This window comes from Streptomyces sp. NBC_01306 (assembly GCF_026340465.1).
Classification (GTDB): Bacteria; Actinomycetota; Actinomycetes; order Streptomycetales; family Streptomycetaceae; genus Streptomyces.
Genome location: NZ_JAPEPC010000001.1, coordinates 653137 through 668179, shown reverse-complemented (window position 1 = coordinate 668179; position 15043 = coordinate 653137). Strand labels below are relative to the sequence as shown.

The 15043-nt window shown below is 67.3% G+C and carries 15 protein-coding genes and 2 pseudogenes; 8 read left to right on the top strand and 9 right to left on the bottom strand.

Annotated elements, in window-relative coordinates; genetic code table 11:
• Positions 1–116 precede the first annotated feature (116 nt).
• Entirely contained in the window at positions 117–941 is an 825-nt protein-coding gene (locus OG385_RS02910) for an SDR family oxidoreductase (protein ID WP_266851534.1), read from the top strand.
• A gap of 511 nt (positions 942–1452) precedes the next feature.
• Here the strand turns inward: OG385_RS02910 and OG385_RS02905 are convergent.
• Positions 1453–2100, bottom strand: coding sequence for a hypothetical protein (locus tag OG385_RS02905; protein ID WP_266851532.1), 648 nt, complete (start codon positions 2098–2100; stop codon positions 1453–1455).
• A 676-nt stretch (positions 2101–2776) separates the two neighbouring features.
• Here OG385_RS02905 and OG385_RS02900 point away from each other — a divergent pair.
• Together OG385_RS02900 and OG385_RS37455 are read left to right on the top strand one after the other, a co-directional pair.
• Complete coding sequence (locus OG385_RS02900) at positions 2777–3634, top strand: hypothetical protein (RefSeq protein ID WP_266851530.1); 858 nt, start codon at positions 2777–2779, stop codon at positions 3632–3634.
• A 74-nt stretch (positions 3635–3708) separates the two neighbouring features.
• On the top strand, positions 3709–4122 hold the full coding sequence (locus OG385_RS37455) for an NUDIX domain-containing protein (RefSeq protein ID WP_328379241.1): 414 nt from the start codon (positions 3709–3711) through the stop codon (positions 4120–4122).
• Between the two features lie 318 nt (positions 4123–4440).
• On the opposite strand, the gene OG385_RS02890 is transcribed toward OG385_RS37455, so the two are convergent.
• Positions 4441–4689, bottom strand: a complete 249-nt coding sequence (locus tag OG385_RS02890; RefSeq protein ID WP_266851527.1) for a hypothetical protein — start codon at positions 4687–4689, stop codon at positions 4441–4443.
• Between the two features lie 384 nt (positions 4690–5073).
• On the opposite strand from OG385_RS02890, the gene OG385_RS02885 reads away from it, so the two are divergent.
• Positions 5074–6042, top strand: coding sequence for an alpha/beta hydrolase (locus OG385_RS02885; protein ID WP_266851526.1), 969 nt, complete (start codon positions 5074–5076; stop codon positions 6040–6042).
• Positions 6043–6834: 792 nt separating this feature from the next.
• Here the strand turns inward: OG385_RS02885 and OG385_RS02880 are convergent.
• Positions 6835–7353 carry an adenylate kinase gene (locus OG385_RS02880; RefSeq protein ID WP_266851524.1) on the bottom strand — a complete coding sequence of 173 codons (519 nt, stop codon included), beginning with the start codon at positions 7351–7353 and terminating at the stop codon, positions 6835–6837.
• A 151-nt stretch (positions 7354–7504) separates the two neighbouring features.
• On the opposite strand from OG385_RS02880, the gene OG385_RS02875 reads away from it, so the two are divergent.
• Positions 7505–7882: a hypothetical protein gene (locus tag OG385_RS02875; RefSeq protein ID WP_266851522.1), complete on the top strand. Its 378-nt coding sequence runs from the start codon at positions 7505–7507 to the stop codon at positions 7880–7882.
• A 149-nt stretch (positions 7883–8031) separates the two neighbouring features.
• On the opposite strand, the gene OG385_RS02870 is transcribed toward OG385_RS02875, so the two are convergent.
• Positions 8032–9045: a YdcF family protein gene (locus OG385_RS02870; RefSeq protein WP_266851520.1), complete on the bottom strand. Its 1014-nt coding sequence runs from the start codon at positions 9043–9045 to the stop codon at positions 8032–8034.
• Positions 9046–9250: 205 nt separating this feature from the next.
• Between OG385_RS02870 and OG385_RS02865 the strand changes: the two genes are divergently transcribed.
• Genes OG385_RS02865 through OG385_RS02855 form a run of 3 tightly spaced genes read left to right on the top strand, consistent with a single transcriptional unit; the run spans position 9251 to position 11716 of the window.
• Positions 9251–10054, top strand: coding sequence for an alpha/beta fold hydrolase (locus tag OG385_RS02865; protein WP_266851518.1), 804 nt, complete (start codon positions 9251–9253; stop codon positions 10052–10054).
• The gene (locus OG385_RS02860) at positions 10054–11337 is read left to right on the top strand and encodes a PP2C family protein-serine/threonine phosphatase (protein ID WP_266851517.1); all 1284 of its coding nucleotides are present in this window, start codon (positions 10054–10056) and stop codon (positions 11335–11337) included. Before OG385_RS02865 ends, OG385_RS02860 begins: the two co-directional genes overlap by 1 nt.
• 1 nt (position 11338) lies before the next feature.
• Positions 11339–11716: an STAS domain-containing protein gene (locus tag OG385_RS02855; RefSeq protein WP_266851515.1), complete on the top strand. Its 378-nt coding sequence runs from the start codon at positions 11339–11341 to the stop codon at positions 11714–11716.
• A gap of 24 nt (positions 11717–11740) precedes the next feature.
• Here OG385_RS02855 and OG385_RS02850 read toward each other — a convergent pair.
• The 5 genes and pseudogenes from OG385_RS02850 to OG385_RS02830 form a co-directional block, all read right to left on the bottom strand.
• Positions 11741–11940 (bottom strand): annotated as a pseudogene (locus tag OG385_RS02850) (RNA polymerase sigma factor SigF); the annotation flags it as partial.
• A pseudogene (locus tag OG385_RS02845) lies at positions 11925–12541 on the bottom strand (DUF1206 domain-containing protein). The pseudogenes OG385_RS02850 and OG385_RS02845, both read right to left, overlap by 16 nt.
• 215 nt (positions 12542–12756) lie before the next feature.
• The gene (locus OG385_RS02840; protein WP_266851514.1) at positions 12757–13116 is read right to left on the bottom strand and encodes a hypothetical protein; all 360 of its coding nucleotides are present in this window, start codon (positions 13114–13116) and stop codon (positions 12757–12759) included.
• 615 nt (positions 13117–13731) lie between these two features.
• Positions 13732–14157: a transposase gene (locus OG385_RS02835; RefSeq protein WP_266851512.1), complete on the bottom strand. Its 426-nt coding sequence runs from the start codon at positions 14155–14157 to the stop codon at positions 13732–13734.
• 54 nt (positions 14158–14211) lie between these two features.
• Positions 14212–15006 (bottom strand): SDR family oxidoreductase, encoded by a 795-nt coding sequence (locus OG385_RS02830; RefSeq protein WP_266851510.1) that lies wholly within the window; start codon positions 15004–15006, stop codon positions 14212–14214.
• Between the last annotated feature and the right edge of the window lie 37 nt (positions 15007–15043).

The window sequence follows — 15043 nt, the reverse complement described above, 5'->3', positions numbered from 1 at the left end:
GCCGCCAACGCGAGTACTGAACTTGCCTTCGAGCCCGCTCGAAGGTGTTGGGTGGTGGGAGAAACACCGCGACGTGCTGAATCGTACGCATGACGACTTTCCTTGAGGAGCACACCATGACGCAGAAGATCTGGTTCATCACCGGTGCCTCACGCGGCTTCGGCAGGGAGTGGGCCATCGCCGCCCTCGAACGCGGCGATTCCGTGGCCGCGACCGCACGCGACCTCTCCACGCTGGGTGACCTTCGCGAGCAGTACGGAGAACGGCTGCTGCCCCTGCGTCTCGACGTGACGGACCGTGACGCCGACTTCGCCGCCGTGCAGCAGGCGCACGAACGGTTCGGTCGCCTCGACGTGGTGGTCAACAACGCCGGTTACGGCCACTTCGGCATGATCGAGGAACTCACCGAGGCCGAGGCACGCGCGCAACTGGAGACCAACTTGTTCGGCGCCCTGTGGATCACACAGGCGGCGCTGCCGTTCCTGCGTGAGCAGGGCAGCGGCCACATTCTCCAGGTCTCCTCCATCGGCGGCATCAGCGCCTTCCCGCTGGTCGGGATCTACCACGCGTCGAAGTGGGCGCTCGAAGGCATGAGCCAGACGCTGGCCCAGGAAGTGGCGCCGTTCGGCATCAAGGTCACGCTGATCGAGCCCGGCGGGTTCGCCACCGACTGGGCAGGTTCCTCGTCGAGCACGTCCGAGCCGCTGCCCGCGTACGCCGACTTCCACAACGAGGTGCAGGAGCAGCGCCGCAAGCGCGTCGGCACGCCGGGCGATCCGACCGCGTCCGCCGCAGCCGTGCTGGAGATCGTCGACGCCGACGAGCCGCCGCTGCGCTGCTTCTTCGGTTCGGCGCCGCTGGGCATCGCCAAGGCCGACTACGAGCAGCGTCTCGCGGGTTGGGAGAAGTGGCAGCCCGTGGCGGATCTGGCACAGGGCTGAGCCGGGGCGGGAGGCCCGGCGCACGGAGCGGGCAGCCGCACGCGGAAACAAGCCCGTGCGCGAAGAAGGGGGCCGACCGGGGTGAAATCCGGTCGGCTCCTCTTCCGTGGGGCTGTGGGGCAGGGGCTGCTTGTGTTCTGCCCATGCCGAAAGTCTGACGGAGAGACTGTTCTGATCAGTAGCCAGACACGGTGTACTCCCATGTCGTCGCAGGGTGGCGCAGGCGGGTGTCGGGTTCCGTCATGACCTCAGACTTTCGCAGCACCGAGAGAGATTCGGTAGATGCGGCCCCAGACGTGGATCCGTCTGTGCGGTCGGAAGGCAGCAAGGCCGTCGGCGGCCACAGGGGTTCCTTACGCGTTTGCATGGGGTGTGGCCCACATGGCCAACGCCGTCTTCCCGACGAGATCCGCGTGGACCGTACCCGTCGGGCGCGCAGGCTGTGCTTCCTCACCTCTCACACCGTCTCCGAGGGTGAACGTCGTCCGTGCGCGGGCCTCACGAGACCGAGTCAAGCGTCGTCGGGTTCGGCATCCTCTGCGGTGGTCTGGAAGACGGGCTCCTGGAACCTCGGCTGCAACATTGCAATGCGCTCATCTGATGCGATCTTGAGCCGCTGAGTATCTGCATCAAGATCGTTCTTCCGGCGCTGGGTAGTGGCTTCAATCTTCGCCTTGGCGACGCCGGCAGCAGCCGTGAAGGAGGCGGCAACGGCGCCGCCGGCCAGGATCTCGTTGATCAGCTCGGGTTCGGCCTGGCGCTTGAGTGCCTCGTCGGCACTCTCGATATGCCTCCTCCGCCTCCGATCGCCCGGGTCCGATGTCCTTGCTTTGGACGCTGCACGCCGCTTCGGCTTCGAACGTGTGCCCTCGCACATGTCCCTGGGCTCTGCCTCCGCGGACTCCTCATCGAGGGCGCGCTGTAGGGAGTGAGTGAACTCCCGCAGGATCTCCGCGCCTCGGCCGCCTGCGTCCCGTACCTGCTGCACTACGGGGGCTGACGGCGGGCCAGGCTTTGACACTGTCCAGGCCAGAGCTAAATGGACCTGTGCGGGATCGGGCAGGGTGTCGGCCTGGGCCCACGCTGCTTTGAGCAGCTCATTCACGTTGCGCTGGTCGCCCCACTCCATTGACGTGGGGGGTGAGTACTCGTTAGCCACGAACTCAGTCTGCCCCAAGTGCCCGTTGCAGAAGGCCCATTGGGGTGCGTCCGTCCCGGTGCTGCCCGTTCCCCTGCGTGAGCAGATGCCCCACCGAACGCGCCACTCGCGGCGGTTGTCCGGGTTGCAAGAACGCCGCCAGGCGCTTGGCCGCTCCCGCGCCCCCCGGCGCGCACACCCAGCCGGCGGCCCGCTCCTCCCGGTGCAGAGCACCGAGTGCCATCGACGCCGGGCGCGGGACCGGCGGCGTCGGCGTTTGGCCGGCCCGCGCATTCGCCCTGCGGCTGGAGGGCTTTGACCTCTCCCCGGTCGCCGTCGCCCAGTTCCTTCGCTACGGACAGGTGCACAGCCGAGGCCGCCGGAAGCAGTTCCGGCCATGATGAGAGTCTGAGCCTCCGGATTGAGCGGCGACGGGGAGACTGATGGGGGCGTTCGTGCACTGGGGCAATATCAATGTCTGGGTCAGGCGCGTCGTGGTGGCGGGCGTGGCGGTGGCGGTGTTGGGGGGCGGCTATGTCTGGTTCAGGCAGGGGACGCCTGAGGTACGGCTGGCCGAGGTGTGCGGCGGGATGCTGCCCGTCGATGACATGTTTGGCGCTGACCGGTACGACCGCGAGCGGGATCAGCGGCGCGGATCTCAAGACCGACAGCTGGCAGTACGGTCCCGTCGAGGGACGTGGAGGTGACGGAGCCGGACGGGCTGCCTGCCGCGTGCCGGGCCAACGGCGTTGAGGTACACATCGAGCCTGCGAGTGATGGCCCCAGCGGCCTTGGTCTATCCACTTTCGCTCGCGGCGATGACGTGTTGCCGGTCCCCCTGGGGGCGCACTGGTCGGGCTTGCTGGCTCCCGATGGTGAGGAAGGGATAGGCGCTTCGGTGCTGCTGGACTGCCCGAACTGGGACAGCCGCCACGGCAGCGGCATCCTGGTGACCGCCAGTGCCGATCTCGCCCACCTCGCTCATGTTCGCGACAACAACGACCCCGCTGCGCGGGCAGAACTCGCCCGGATGGTCACTGGGACGGCGAAGCGAGCTGCGCAGCGCACCGGTTGCAAAGCGGGCTTCGGCGACAGGATCAGCCGTGTCGATTCCTCGGCTGCCACCGCGAAGAAGAGAGTCGGCGAGGCCCGGGGTACCTGCGCGGGCGTGCACTCGCGGGCGGCAGTACGGGAGACGGCAGCGGGCACCGCTCCGGTCGAGTTCTGCGTGCTTGAGGGCGGACTGCGTCTGAAGTCCTTCTACGGCCCGTTCGTCACCTCACAGAACCACGACGGCGGAAGATTCGGGCCCTTCGACAAAGCCGCAGGCACCGATGAAGCGGGGATGGTGTGGGGTTCAGCGACATGCACAGGGGCCCAAGGCACCGCGCCGTACTGGACAGAACGGGCCGAGACCAAGTTCCAGCCCCATCCCCAACCCCTCACGGCAAGAGAGCAAGCCGATCTGCGGACATTCGCTGAACGCTCAGCCGCCCGCCACGGTTGCTCGTCGCCCAACCTGCCCGCCGATGTAACACCAGCGCCCGTCTCCTAAGAAGAAGGGCCTCAGCGCAGCCGTACCTCGACCGCCCGCAGTACGACGGCGAGCACGACGGCAGACTGGGCCCCATGACAACGCTCCCTGTGCGGCCCGCCGCCCGCGTCATCGCCCTCGATGGCGACGGGCGGGTTCTCCTGCTGCGCTACGAGGAGAACGGCGGTTTCTGGGCGACGCCCGGCGGCTCTCTCGACCGCGGTGAGGACCACACCGCGGCCCTGAGGCGCGAGCTCGGCGAGGAGCTCGGAGTCGACGGCGACCGAGTCCGTCTCGGTCCGCAGCTCGCCGAGCGCACCTCGGACCACACGGTCGGTGACGGTGACGTCCGCCAGATCGAGCGGTACTACATCGCCCGTCTCACGGAGGCCGACCTGAACTGGCCCAGGCCACGCAGGCCGATACCATCACGGCCACCCGCTGGTGGTCGATCGATGATCTCAACTCCACCCGGGAGACCGTCTATCCGCTCGGCATCGGTGACCTGATCACCAGCTACCAGACGCAAGGTGCACCCGAGCGGCCCGCCATCCTGCGGTAAGAACGACGGAAGCCGACGCCAGGAGCGAGCAGCTCCGGTCGAACGCTGAACTCCCGGGGGCAGCCAGCAAATCTGCTCGATGACCCAGAACCCGTACTACACCGTGCGGATGGTCTTACCGGGCGGCCCGCGTCGGTGGCGTCGACCAGGTGCTCGGCGGGCGCATTGGCCACCACGGTTGGGTCGGCGCTCGTGTGACTGAGCGCTTCAGTTGGCAGGCATCGCCAACTGAAGCGCTCAGTAGACGCACGCCGCGATGGACCCGTCAGCTGGGCAGCGTCGGTTCCACCGGTGCCGACCAGTGGTCGTGCACCCATGTGGCCAGGGTGGTCAGATTGGGGTGGTGTGCACGGAGGGCGGCCGGATCGGCTCGGAAGCCCACGGTGTTGAACCAGTCGAACATGGCGGCCATCTCCTCGCTGTGGGCACGGAGCTGATCGGTCGGTTGGGAGTGGAAGCGCACCGGGCGGCCAGCGGCGCGGGCGAAGACCTCGGCCATCTGTGGGCCGGTCAACGCGTCTGCAGCGATCTCGACGGTGCATCCCAGATAGTCGGCCGAGGCGTCGAAGGCGTCGGCGTGGAACCACCTGAGGGTGGTGAACCGGCGGGTCGGACCCTGTGGGCAACGGTTGCTGGAACCGTTTGGTCACCCTTCGTGCAAACAGTGGTGAATTGCCAGTCATGTTGGAACCCGATCCGAGCGTCCGGGGCCCGCAGCGTCCGAAGCCGCTTTCCCTGAAGACCCAGGTCGAGCAGGCATTCGCCCGCCTGCCCCGGGCGGCTGATTCGCCCAGCCCCGTTGCGCGATCGGCGCGGTACTGAAAATCGGTTGGCGCGCAGGGAACGGGGTCGCTAGCGTGCGCGCGTGAATCTTGAACCGGGGAAGACTGTGCCCACCGTGCCTGTTCCACTCGACGCCGAACTCCAGGTCGCTTATGACGCCTACATGGCGGAGGAGCCGGAGCTGGCGCCGATGAGTCTCGCGATGCTGCCGCAGATCCGCGCTGAGGTCGACGCCGAGGTGGCAGCGTTCGGGGACCTCAGCCGTGGCGGGCGCTTCACCGTCTCCCAACCCTCGGTGCCCGGCCCGGACGGCGACCCCCAGATCCCGCTACTGGTCTGCACGCCCGCCGACGCGCCCGCATCGCGGCCAGTGCTCTACTACATGCACGGCGGCGGCTTCTTCTGCAACGATCACCGCACCGGGCTCGACCAGGTACTTGAAACAGCCGAGCAGTTCGGGGCCACGCTGATCTCGATCGGCTACCGGCTCGCGCCCGAGCACCCCTACCCCGCCCAGATCAACGACGCCTACACCGGGCTGCTGTGGACCGCCGAGCACGCGGACGAGCTCGGCATCGACCCGGACCGCATCATCGTCACAGGCCCCAGCGCCGGCGGCGGCCTCAGCGCCGCGCTCGCCCTGACCGTGCGCGACAAGGGAGGCCCCCGCCTGCTCGGCCAGCTGCTGATGTGCCCCATGCTCGACGACCGCAACAACAGCGCCTCGGCCATGCAGATGGACGGAATCGAATTCTGGAACCGCAGCTACAACGGGTTCGGCTGGAGCTCTCTGCTCGGCGGCGTCCCCGGCGGAGCGGACGTACCGCAGTACGCTGCGCCCGCCCGCGCCACCGACCTGACCGGCCTGCCGCCCGCGTTCCTCGACGTCGGCTCCGCCGAGTGCCTCCGCGACGAGATCCTCGCCTACGCCAGCCGGATCTGGCAGGCCGGCGGCAAGGCCGAGTTGCACGTGTGGCCCGGCGGCATCCACGCCTTCGACCGGGAAGCCCCCGAGGCGCGGATCAGCAAGGCCGCCGTCGCGGCGCGCCACAACTGGCTGGAGCGACTCCTCGCCACCGACTAGCTAGGACTTGTCCGGCCGATCACGGTTGGCGCACGGGGTTCTGCACGGATGCTGCGATGCGGCACCCGCCGGATGATTCTTCGCTTCTGCCCGCCCCGTGGTGGGCGCCCGATGGTGGCATGCACGGTTTCGACTGGGAGCTGCATCGCGAGCTTCCGCCCGGGCACCCGTTGCACGGAGCAGAGGTCGCGGCTGTGGCGCGATGAGAAGGATGTGACGACGTCCTGTTCAGCGTTGCGAACCGCCCGTTCACCTGGGCTGTGGTTCACCTGACATGGGCAGGTCGCGAAGAATGCTCCCCCTGGCCGATGACGACGCGTGATCGACGGAATTCTGCACCGGGTTCGGACCGGTGTTCACTGGTGTGACCTGTCCGAACGCCGACACCTCCGACAGCCCGGCCGCATTCCGTCAGATCACATGGTGGTCAACGCCGTTGATGGACCGGCCAGATGGTGGGGACTGCGGTCGAGCAGGTGACGGTGGCGGCCCCCGAAGAAGTCTCGGGTGGTCGCGCTGGATGGAGGCAGCGTGGTCAGGGTTAACCACAGCCCTGACCACGCTGGTCAGAGCCTTGGTAGGCGGCTGTGGAGGGCGGGGCTCGGCTGGGCTTACCACGGGGGACAGATGACCGGCTCAGGAGTGCGGTTGGCCGGATCCGAGTACGCCCCGGTCGCGGAGCCCTTGGAGATATCTGCTACCGCCGGCTCGCTGGATGACGATCGAGATCAGGGTCATCTGGGTGGGATGCCCAGCCCGTTGACGAAGCAGGTCCCAGCTGCAGCCGGCCGGTCAGAAGGATGCCAGCCAGGCCGCGGTCTCGTCGGGGTGGCCGAAGCGGAGAGTGTCGAGAGGGGCGAAACGGGGATCGCGGATACGGCGCCCGACTTCGCGGCGACGGGCCCCGTGTTGGGACCACGCCCACCAGGCCGGGTGTTCCCGGCTCAGCCAGCCCGTCCAGGTTTCCCTGTTGCCGCCGAAGAGAGTTTCGCGGGTAACGGTGCGCTGGAAGGACCGGCGCAGGACGCGAAGCATGATGACGCGTTTGGAATAGTCCAGCCAAATCACGGTGTCGGCCCGGTTCCACAGCAGATCACGGACTTCCGGATAGCCGAGGGAGTCCATGACCCAGCAAGACTTGGCGGTGAGCCTTGATACGTCTTCGGCCAAGTTGTCATTTACGGCCCAGTTGGGACCGTTAAAGTACAGCGCGTCCATCTCATGGTAGGGCAGGCCCAGACGACTGCTCAGGGCTCGGGCAAGCGTGGATTTGCCTGCACCGGTGACACCCACCACCAAGATCCGTTCCACGGGCGCACCCTATCCCGGCGTCCTGGTGGGAACGTTCCCGCGCCCCTCATCTGCAACCCCCGACTCATCGAATGACACGACGTCTGAGGCTACGAAAATCTTGCTTTCTGGCGTCCTGGTCAGCGAAGTCGTGATCGGAGAGTCTAGAGGCATGCTGCTGCCGCTACCCCATGGGAAGACCGAGCTCATCGAGGTCATCCGTATCACCGATCCTGCCAGGCACCTCAGCTCGGAGGACCTGGCGGGCGACACCGCCGCCATCTGGGATGGCGACCAAGCTCAGCAGGCCCTGTCTCTGATCGCCGACCTACCGCGCAGTGGGCTGTATCGCTGCTTCCTCCCAGGCTGGGGAATCCGGGCACACGACCCCACGGATCAACTCTTCGCGATCGCCTTCTGCTTCCGCTGTCACGGTGTCCGTATGTGGGGGCTGGACCTTCCTGTCGAACAACAAGTCCAGAGCTTCGACGCGGAGAGTCCTGCCGCACTTGAACTGCTCCGCCGATTTCGCTCCTGCCTGCCGGGCTGAAGTGCGGGTCTCGCAGGCCACTGGTGGCCGACCAGCCCGTCACGATCACACCAGGTAGAGCTGCGCATCGTCGTGGGCCTGAACTGCCCCACGAGCCTTCGGCGTCCCCCGATGTTCAAAGGAGCGTTCGCGGTGAGACTGGCGAGGCGTCACGAAAGCGGCCTGAGCCACCACAGGAGGAACCCGCCGAGCAGGAGGACCAGGCACACAGCGAGGTTGGTCCGCCGGTAGAGCACAGACAGTGCGACGAACTCACGGATCGTCGCACTGGGCCAGAAGTAGGCGGCCGTCGGCGCACCCACGACATGACCCCTCACCCCTGCGCGGCGGGCGGACACGGCAGCACGGAAGGCGTGGTAGTTGCTGGTGACGATCACGCATCGGTAGTGCGGACGCGCCTTCTCCATGAGCGTCGCGCTGAACCGGAGGTTCTCGTCGGTACTCGTCGACCGGTCCTCACGCTCGATCGCGCCGGCTGGGATTCCGTGCTCGACGAGGTAGTCGGCCATGGCATGCGACTCGGGTACCTTCTCGTCGGGTCCCTGGCCCCCGGAGACGAGAAGTACGGGCTGTGCTCCCCGTGCCGCGAGCCGCTCGTAGAGCTTGCGGCCCCGGTCGAGCCTGCTCCTCAGCAGGGGCGGCGGCGTCGCTCCGCCGATCAGGCCCGATCCGAGTACCACCACATAGTCGGCCTTGCGGGGGACGTACAGCCGTCCGTAGACAAACGCATATCCGAGATAGCAGAGGAACAAGAAGCCGATGTAGCTGGACAGGGCGGCAGCGGTCGCCGCCATGACCAGCAGCGTGTGCTGCTCCGTGGCCGCCGCCGTGACCAGAAGGGCCAGCACGCACACCAGCGTCATCCCGGAGAGCAGGGACAGCAGATTTCCCGGACTCGCCCCCTCCTTGCGCACCATGACCACTCCGTTGGCGAGCAGACAACAGGCGAGCGTGACTACGCCCAGTGCCAGCAGAGCCGTCAGCGCTACTACGACATCCTTCGCAAGGGCCGGATGGTCCCGGGAGAGTTCGACCAACCACGCCGCGAGGGCGAGTACCAGCACGAGGCCGAGCAGAACGGCATTGCCGATCCGGCGGCGGTCCCCCAACACCCGGGCGCAGAACAGGAGGAGGAGCAGCGCCGCCGGGAGGTAGATCAGCATGTTCCACAGGGTATGCGGCCTGGGGGAAGGTGAAGCGACCCGGTCGGACCGGATTCCCGTGGGAGGCCGTCATCTGACGTTCCGCCCCTGATGAGGCGCCTGCTGCACTTCTCAGCTTGGCGTAGTCCGGCTCCTCACAGGCATCAGGCATCCTCACCAGCAGCTGTCCCGGCGGTGCCCACCGGGACAGTGGAAGGATGGGGGAATGGATACCGTGAGTAGGAACAATGTTGTGGTCACGGGCTGTGCGGACGGGCCGGTAGTGCTGCTTGCGCACGGGTTCGGCTGTGATCAGAACATGTGGCGACTGGTCGTCCCGGCACTGGCGAGGGAGCACCGAGTGGTTCTCTTCGACTATGTCGGCTCCGGCCGCTCGGACGCATCAGCGTGGAGTGAGGAGCGCTACAGCTCGCTGGACGGGTACGCCCGGGACATCGTGGAGGTCTGCGAAGAGCTGGACCTGCGGGACGTGGCCCTGGTGGGGCATTCGGTGAGTGCCATGGCCGGTGCGCTCGCGGCGGCAGCGGCACCGGAGCGGATATCCCGGCTGGTAATGATCGCTCCTTCCCCCCGCTACATCGATGACGACGGCTATCGGGGCGGGTTCAGCGCCGAGGACATCGATGAACTGCTGGAGTCACTGGAGTCGAACTACCTGGGATGGTCGGCGGCGATGGCTCCAGTGATCATGGCCAATGCGGACCGGCCGGAACTCGGTGAGGAGTTGACCGCGTCGTTCTGCGCGACCGACCCGGGGATGGCGCGCGTCTTCGCCCGCACCACGTTCCTGTCGGACAGCCGCAGGGATCTCCCCAAGGTGGCAGTGCCCACACTGGTACTGGAGTGCGCGCAGGACGTGATCGCACCCCGCGAGGTGGGAGCCTACGTCCACGCCGCGATCCCCGGCAGCCGACTGGTGACGCTGGATGCAACGGGTCACTGCCCGCAGTTGAGCGCACCGGAGGCCACGGCCGAGGCTATCGTCGGCTTCGTGAGTGAGAGCCGGTGATGTGCCGCACCGGCCGGCTGCCCCACGAGCCGGACGGGGGAGAGGACACAACTGCCGCCACCGACGCGGCCTTCACCGCCCTGCTTGAGGAGAGTGCCGAGGAGCTGTACGAGCAGGCGCCGTGCGGATATCTGTCCACCCTCATGGACGGCACCATCGCGAAGATCAACACAACCCTTCTGGACTGGCTGGGGCTGTCCGCGCAACAGGTGGTGGGCCGGATGCGCTTCATCGACCTGCTCACTGTGGGCGGCAAGCTTTACCACGAGACGCACTTTGCTCCGTTGCTGCAGATGCACGGCGAGGCCAGCGGTATCGCTCTGGATATCAAAGCAGCCGACGGAAAGCGGCTTCCGGTGCTGCTCACCTCCAAGGTGAAGACCAGCGAGGGCGGTGAACCGCTGTTCATTCGCACGACCGTCTTCGACGCCCGCGACCGCCGCGCCTACGAAACCGAGCTGCTGCGCGGACGCCATGCCGCCGAAGAAGCCCGCCTGCGCGCCGAAGCCGACCGTCTGCGCCTGCAGGAAGCTCTGGAAGCACTGCAGCAGAGCCTGCTTCCCTCCCAGCTTCCCGCAGTGCCGGGCCTGGAGGCCGCCTCGTACTACCTCACCGCCTCACCGGACCTGTTGGGCGGTGACTTCTACGACCTGTTCCCCCTGGACGGCACCCGGTGGGCGTTCTTCCTCGGCGACGTGTGCGGCAAGGGCCCCAAAGCTGCCGCCGTGACATCCCTGACCCGGTACACCCTGCGCGCCGCCGCCCTGCACGACCCTGACCCTGTCAGTGTCCTGACGACTCTGAACACCGTGCTGAACGAGCGTTACACCAGCGGTGACGCCCGGTACTGCACCGCCATCTTCGGCCTCCTGGAACCTGGTGAGCACAGCTTCACGGTGCGCCTGGCCTCCGGCGGCCACCCCTCGGCCCTGGTACAGCGCACCGACGGCACCGCCGAGTACCTGACCACTCCCGGCGGGATGCTCATCGGAGTCCTGCCCAACGCCGAGTTCACACCCGCCAGCACTGTGCTCTTCCACGGGGACACCTTGCTCCTCTACACAGACGGCCTGACCGAAGCGAGGGTCGGCCCCACACGTGACCTCTATGGCGAGGACGCCCTGCACGCCTTCACCACCGCACAGCCCCCGGACGGCCCCCAAGCTCTGATCACCGCCCTGACCGGACTCCTCGCCGGCTTCGGCGACGGCCTGGACGATGACACAGCTCTGCTCGCCCTCGGCGTCCCCGTTCGTCCGACCACCACTGGGAGTGAAACCTGACATGAGGCCGCTGACGGTCACCACCCGAGACGCCGCAACCGGTCCCGTACTGGAGATCAGCGGCCACCTCGACCACGCAACCGCCCCTGAAGTCCGCGAGGCCCTGGCGAACCTCACCATCGCCGGCGGCCAGCTGCTGGTCCTGGACCTGGCCCGGCTGGACTTCTGCGACTCCAGCGGCATCACCGTCCTGCTCGCTGCGCGCAACATCGCCACCGAACAGGGCGCCGATATCGCCCTGGCCGCGGTCCCGGCGAATACCGCCCGAGTCCTGCGCACCATCGGCCTGGACCGGGTCTTCACGCTCTACCCGGACGCCGTCACCGCCACTGGCCCGCAGCTACCGGGCCGAGCCATGAGCAGTATGGAAGGTGCGTGAGCGGATCCCCTTCCTCGCTGATCCGAGGTACGCGGCCAGTTCGGCGATCGTGACGCCCCGGCCCAGGGTGGCAGCGAATTCCGCTCTGAAGTTGGCGAGGGTGACGCGCAGTTCCTGCAGCGCCTGGGGACGTGGACGGACCACGTGGTGGTGTCGCGGACGAATCGCTTGATATCGCCGGCGATGTAAGGAACAGAGACCGCCCTCGTCAGACCTCGCGCCAGCGGGCGTTGGCACAGGACAAGGCTCCGAAGGCCGCCAGGCCGACTGCAAACAGCGCCAGCAGCCAGGGGCCCGCAGGCGTCTCGGTGAATGAGCGCAATGTGTCGTCCATGCCTTTGGCCTTACCAGGCTTGTGCTGAACAGCGGCCGCGACAGTCACGGGAGTTCTTGTCCGAACTGCCACTGCCACTGCCGCTGCCACTGCCCTTGTCTCCCGCAGCGTAGAACAGCACGGAGCAGGAGACGAAGGCGTAGAAGACAGAACGGCCCGTAGCCGTCACCCTCCTGTTCGCCTTCGTGCCGTACGGGCCCGCCTGTCCGAAGGCGGCTTCCGACAGCCGCCACAGCGCCATACCCGCCAGAGCTATGCCGAGCAGCCACAGCAGGACAGTGCCGAAGGGCTGATCGGCTATCTCTGCGATCGCCCCGCCCCGCCCCGCCCCGTCCCGCCTGTTTGCCATCGCCGTCGGAAAACGCAATTCGCAGCGAGAGGACACCGATCAGTACGTAGATGACCCCTCGGGCGGCGAAGCCCGCACGGGCCCCCGCCGAGACCGCTGTACTGTCCGCCGCGCGCTGGGCCTGACCGCGTCCGCGTGTCATGCCGATCCCGTTGCCATCCCGGTCTTTGTGCCCCCGCACGGGGATGCGATCCCCAGAGGTGGCCTGCCACGTTGTTACCTGGCCATCGTCGAGAAGCGGCAACTACGACCCCTGTGTGGAGTGCTCACCTGTGGAGCGAACGCACTCGCCGGCTCGTCGGGCTTCCACCACCGCTCCCTCTGACCCGCCGAGCCGGATACGAATTGCGGCCACTGCTAACCGTGAGCTCGGATTTCTCCCAGGAACCAACCGCTCACCTCATCCAGCCCGATACGGAACAGCCCACCGTGCTCCGGGAACGAGGCTCCGTCGCTGACAACTTTGCCGCCGTTCAGATGGAGGTAGCTCCCGCCGCTCTCGGGCTGTGCTTGCGCCCACGCGAAGTCGGCCGCGAAGACGCTCGCCCGGCTCTCCGATTCGGCGAGTTGCTCGGCGATGTGCTCGGCCCAGACGGCATGTTGCACCACCTCTCCTGTGATGGTGGTGCCCTTCACCACGAGCGTGATCGGCAGGGCGAGGCCCTCCCGCTCCACGCGGTCGGTCAGCCTCTTCAGTAGCGGATCCACATTGCTCATGCCTGGACAGTAGCCCGACGCCAGCACAGAGGGGAGGAGTCGCTTCGCGCTCTGACCTGGGCAGGCAGTGCAGCTCTGCCCGAGTGTTCGCCTCGCCGGGGCTCTGGGGCGAAGCCGACGAATGGGTGCGGCCTAGGGGCTGTTGTGAAAGTGCTGGTCACAGCCACTCGTTGAGGACTGCGACCAGCGCGGTCGCCGCGTAGCGGACCGCGAGTGGTGTCATACCTCGTGGCTACAGCCCGGTGGCGCGTGAGGCGGTTGATCCCACACTCGACCGGGTGCCGCTGCTTGTTGTCGTCCTTGTCGTCCTTGTCGGACTTGGGCGGCCGTCCGCCTCGCGATCCGCGCTTGAGGCGGTTGCGGACGCGGTCCGCCGGGACCGGGATCGTGGCCTTGATCCCGCGTCTGCGCAGGCAGGCGCGGTTGCTGCGGGAGTCGTACGCCTTGTCGGCCCGGACCCGGTCCGGCCGTTTGCGCGGTCTGTCGACTCCGAGCCGGGGCACCCAGATCGCTCCAGGACCGACTCGAACTGAGGCGAATCACCCCGCTGTCCGGCGGTGATCACCACCGATAGCGGCTTCTGACCCTGCGCGACGGCGAGGTGGATCTGGCCGGTCAGGCCGCCCCGGGAGCGTCCGAGCCCGTGGTCGGCCGGCTCGACGGTGATCCCGCCGGGCGGTTCCTTCTGGAGATCCCCCTTTTCGCCGCCCCAGCCACGTGCCGGTGGGCCCGGCAGACCGTGGAGCCGATCTTCATGTCCCAGGTGATCAGGCCCTTGGCATCCGCCTCGGCTTGCAGCTGAGTGACGATCCGGGCCCAGGTGTCATCGCGCTGCCGGCGCCGGAACAGGTCATAGACCCGGCCCCACGGCCCGTAGCATTCCGGCACGTCACGCCAGGGAGCACCCGTCCGGGCCCGCCACCGTATGCCGTCCATCAGCTGCCGCCGCGTCCATACCGGCGGACGGCCCGACTTGATGCCCCCGCGGCAACAGGGTTCAAGTCGGGCCCACTGGCCGTTCGTCAGATTCCCACGTCCCACAGGACATGACCATCAACGATCAAGATCAACTTTCGCAAACAGACCTTGGGCGGCCTACGCGGTTGTGGCGATGCCGCCGTCGACGGGGATCACGGCGCCTGTTAGGTATGCGCCTGCCCGGCTGGCGAGGAACACGGCGACACCCGCCATGTCGTCGTCGCGGCCGATCCGGCGTAGGGGGGCCGACGCCGCGATCGCCTCGCCGAACTCATCGAGGGTTGCAGCCATCATCGTCGACGGGAACGGTCCCGGCGCCACGGCGTTCACGGTGACGTGCTGCGGTCCTAGTTCCTTGGCGAGCACTCTGGTGAGTTGATGCAGTGCGGCCTTGCTGCTGGAGTACGAGTAGTTGGGCCGCTGGGGGATGTGGATGGCGGCGATGCTGCCGATGTTGATGATCCGCGCGGGATCGTCGGCGGTGCCCGCCCTGCGAAGTGCGGGCAGCAGCGCCTGGACCAGCCAGAACGGCGACTTCAGATTGAGGTCGACGACCGTGTCCCAGGCCGCGTCCGGGAACGTCGCCAGCGGCTCGTCCCACATGGCGCCCGCGTTGTTGACGAGGATGTCGAGACGTTCCGAGTCGGCGGTGACGAGGTCGGACAGTCGCCGACACTCGTCGTGGCGGGACAGGTCGGCGGGGATGGCCCGCACCTCACCGAATTTGGACAGCTGTTCCTGCGCCTGGGCGCACGCTTCTGCGTTGCGTGAGCTGATGACCACGCGGACGCCCGCCTGGAGAAGGCCACGCGCGATCATCATTCCGATGCCTCTGGTGCCACCGGTGACGAGCGCGCGCTTTCCAGACAGATCGAAAAGTTCTGCATGCGTTGTGAATTGGTTGGCTACCACTTGCCGCCATTCTCATTGGTCGTGCGGGATGACGCGT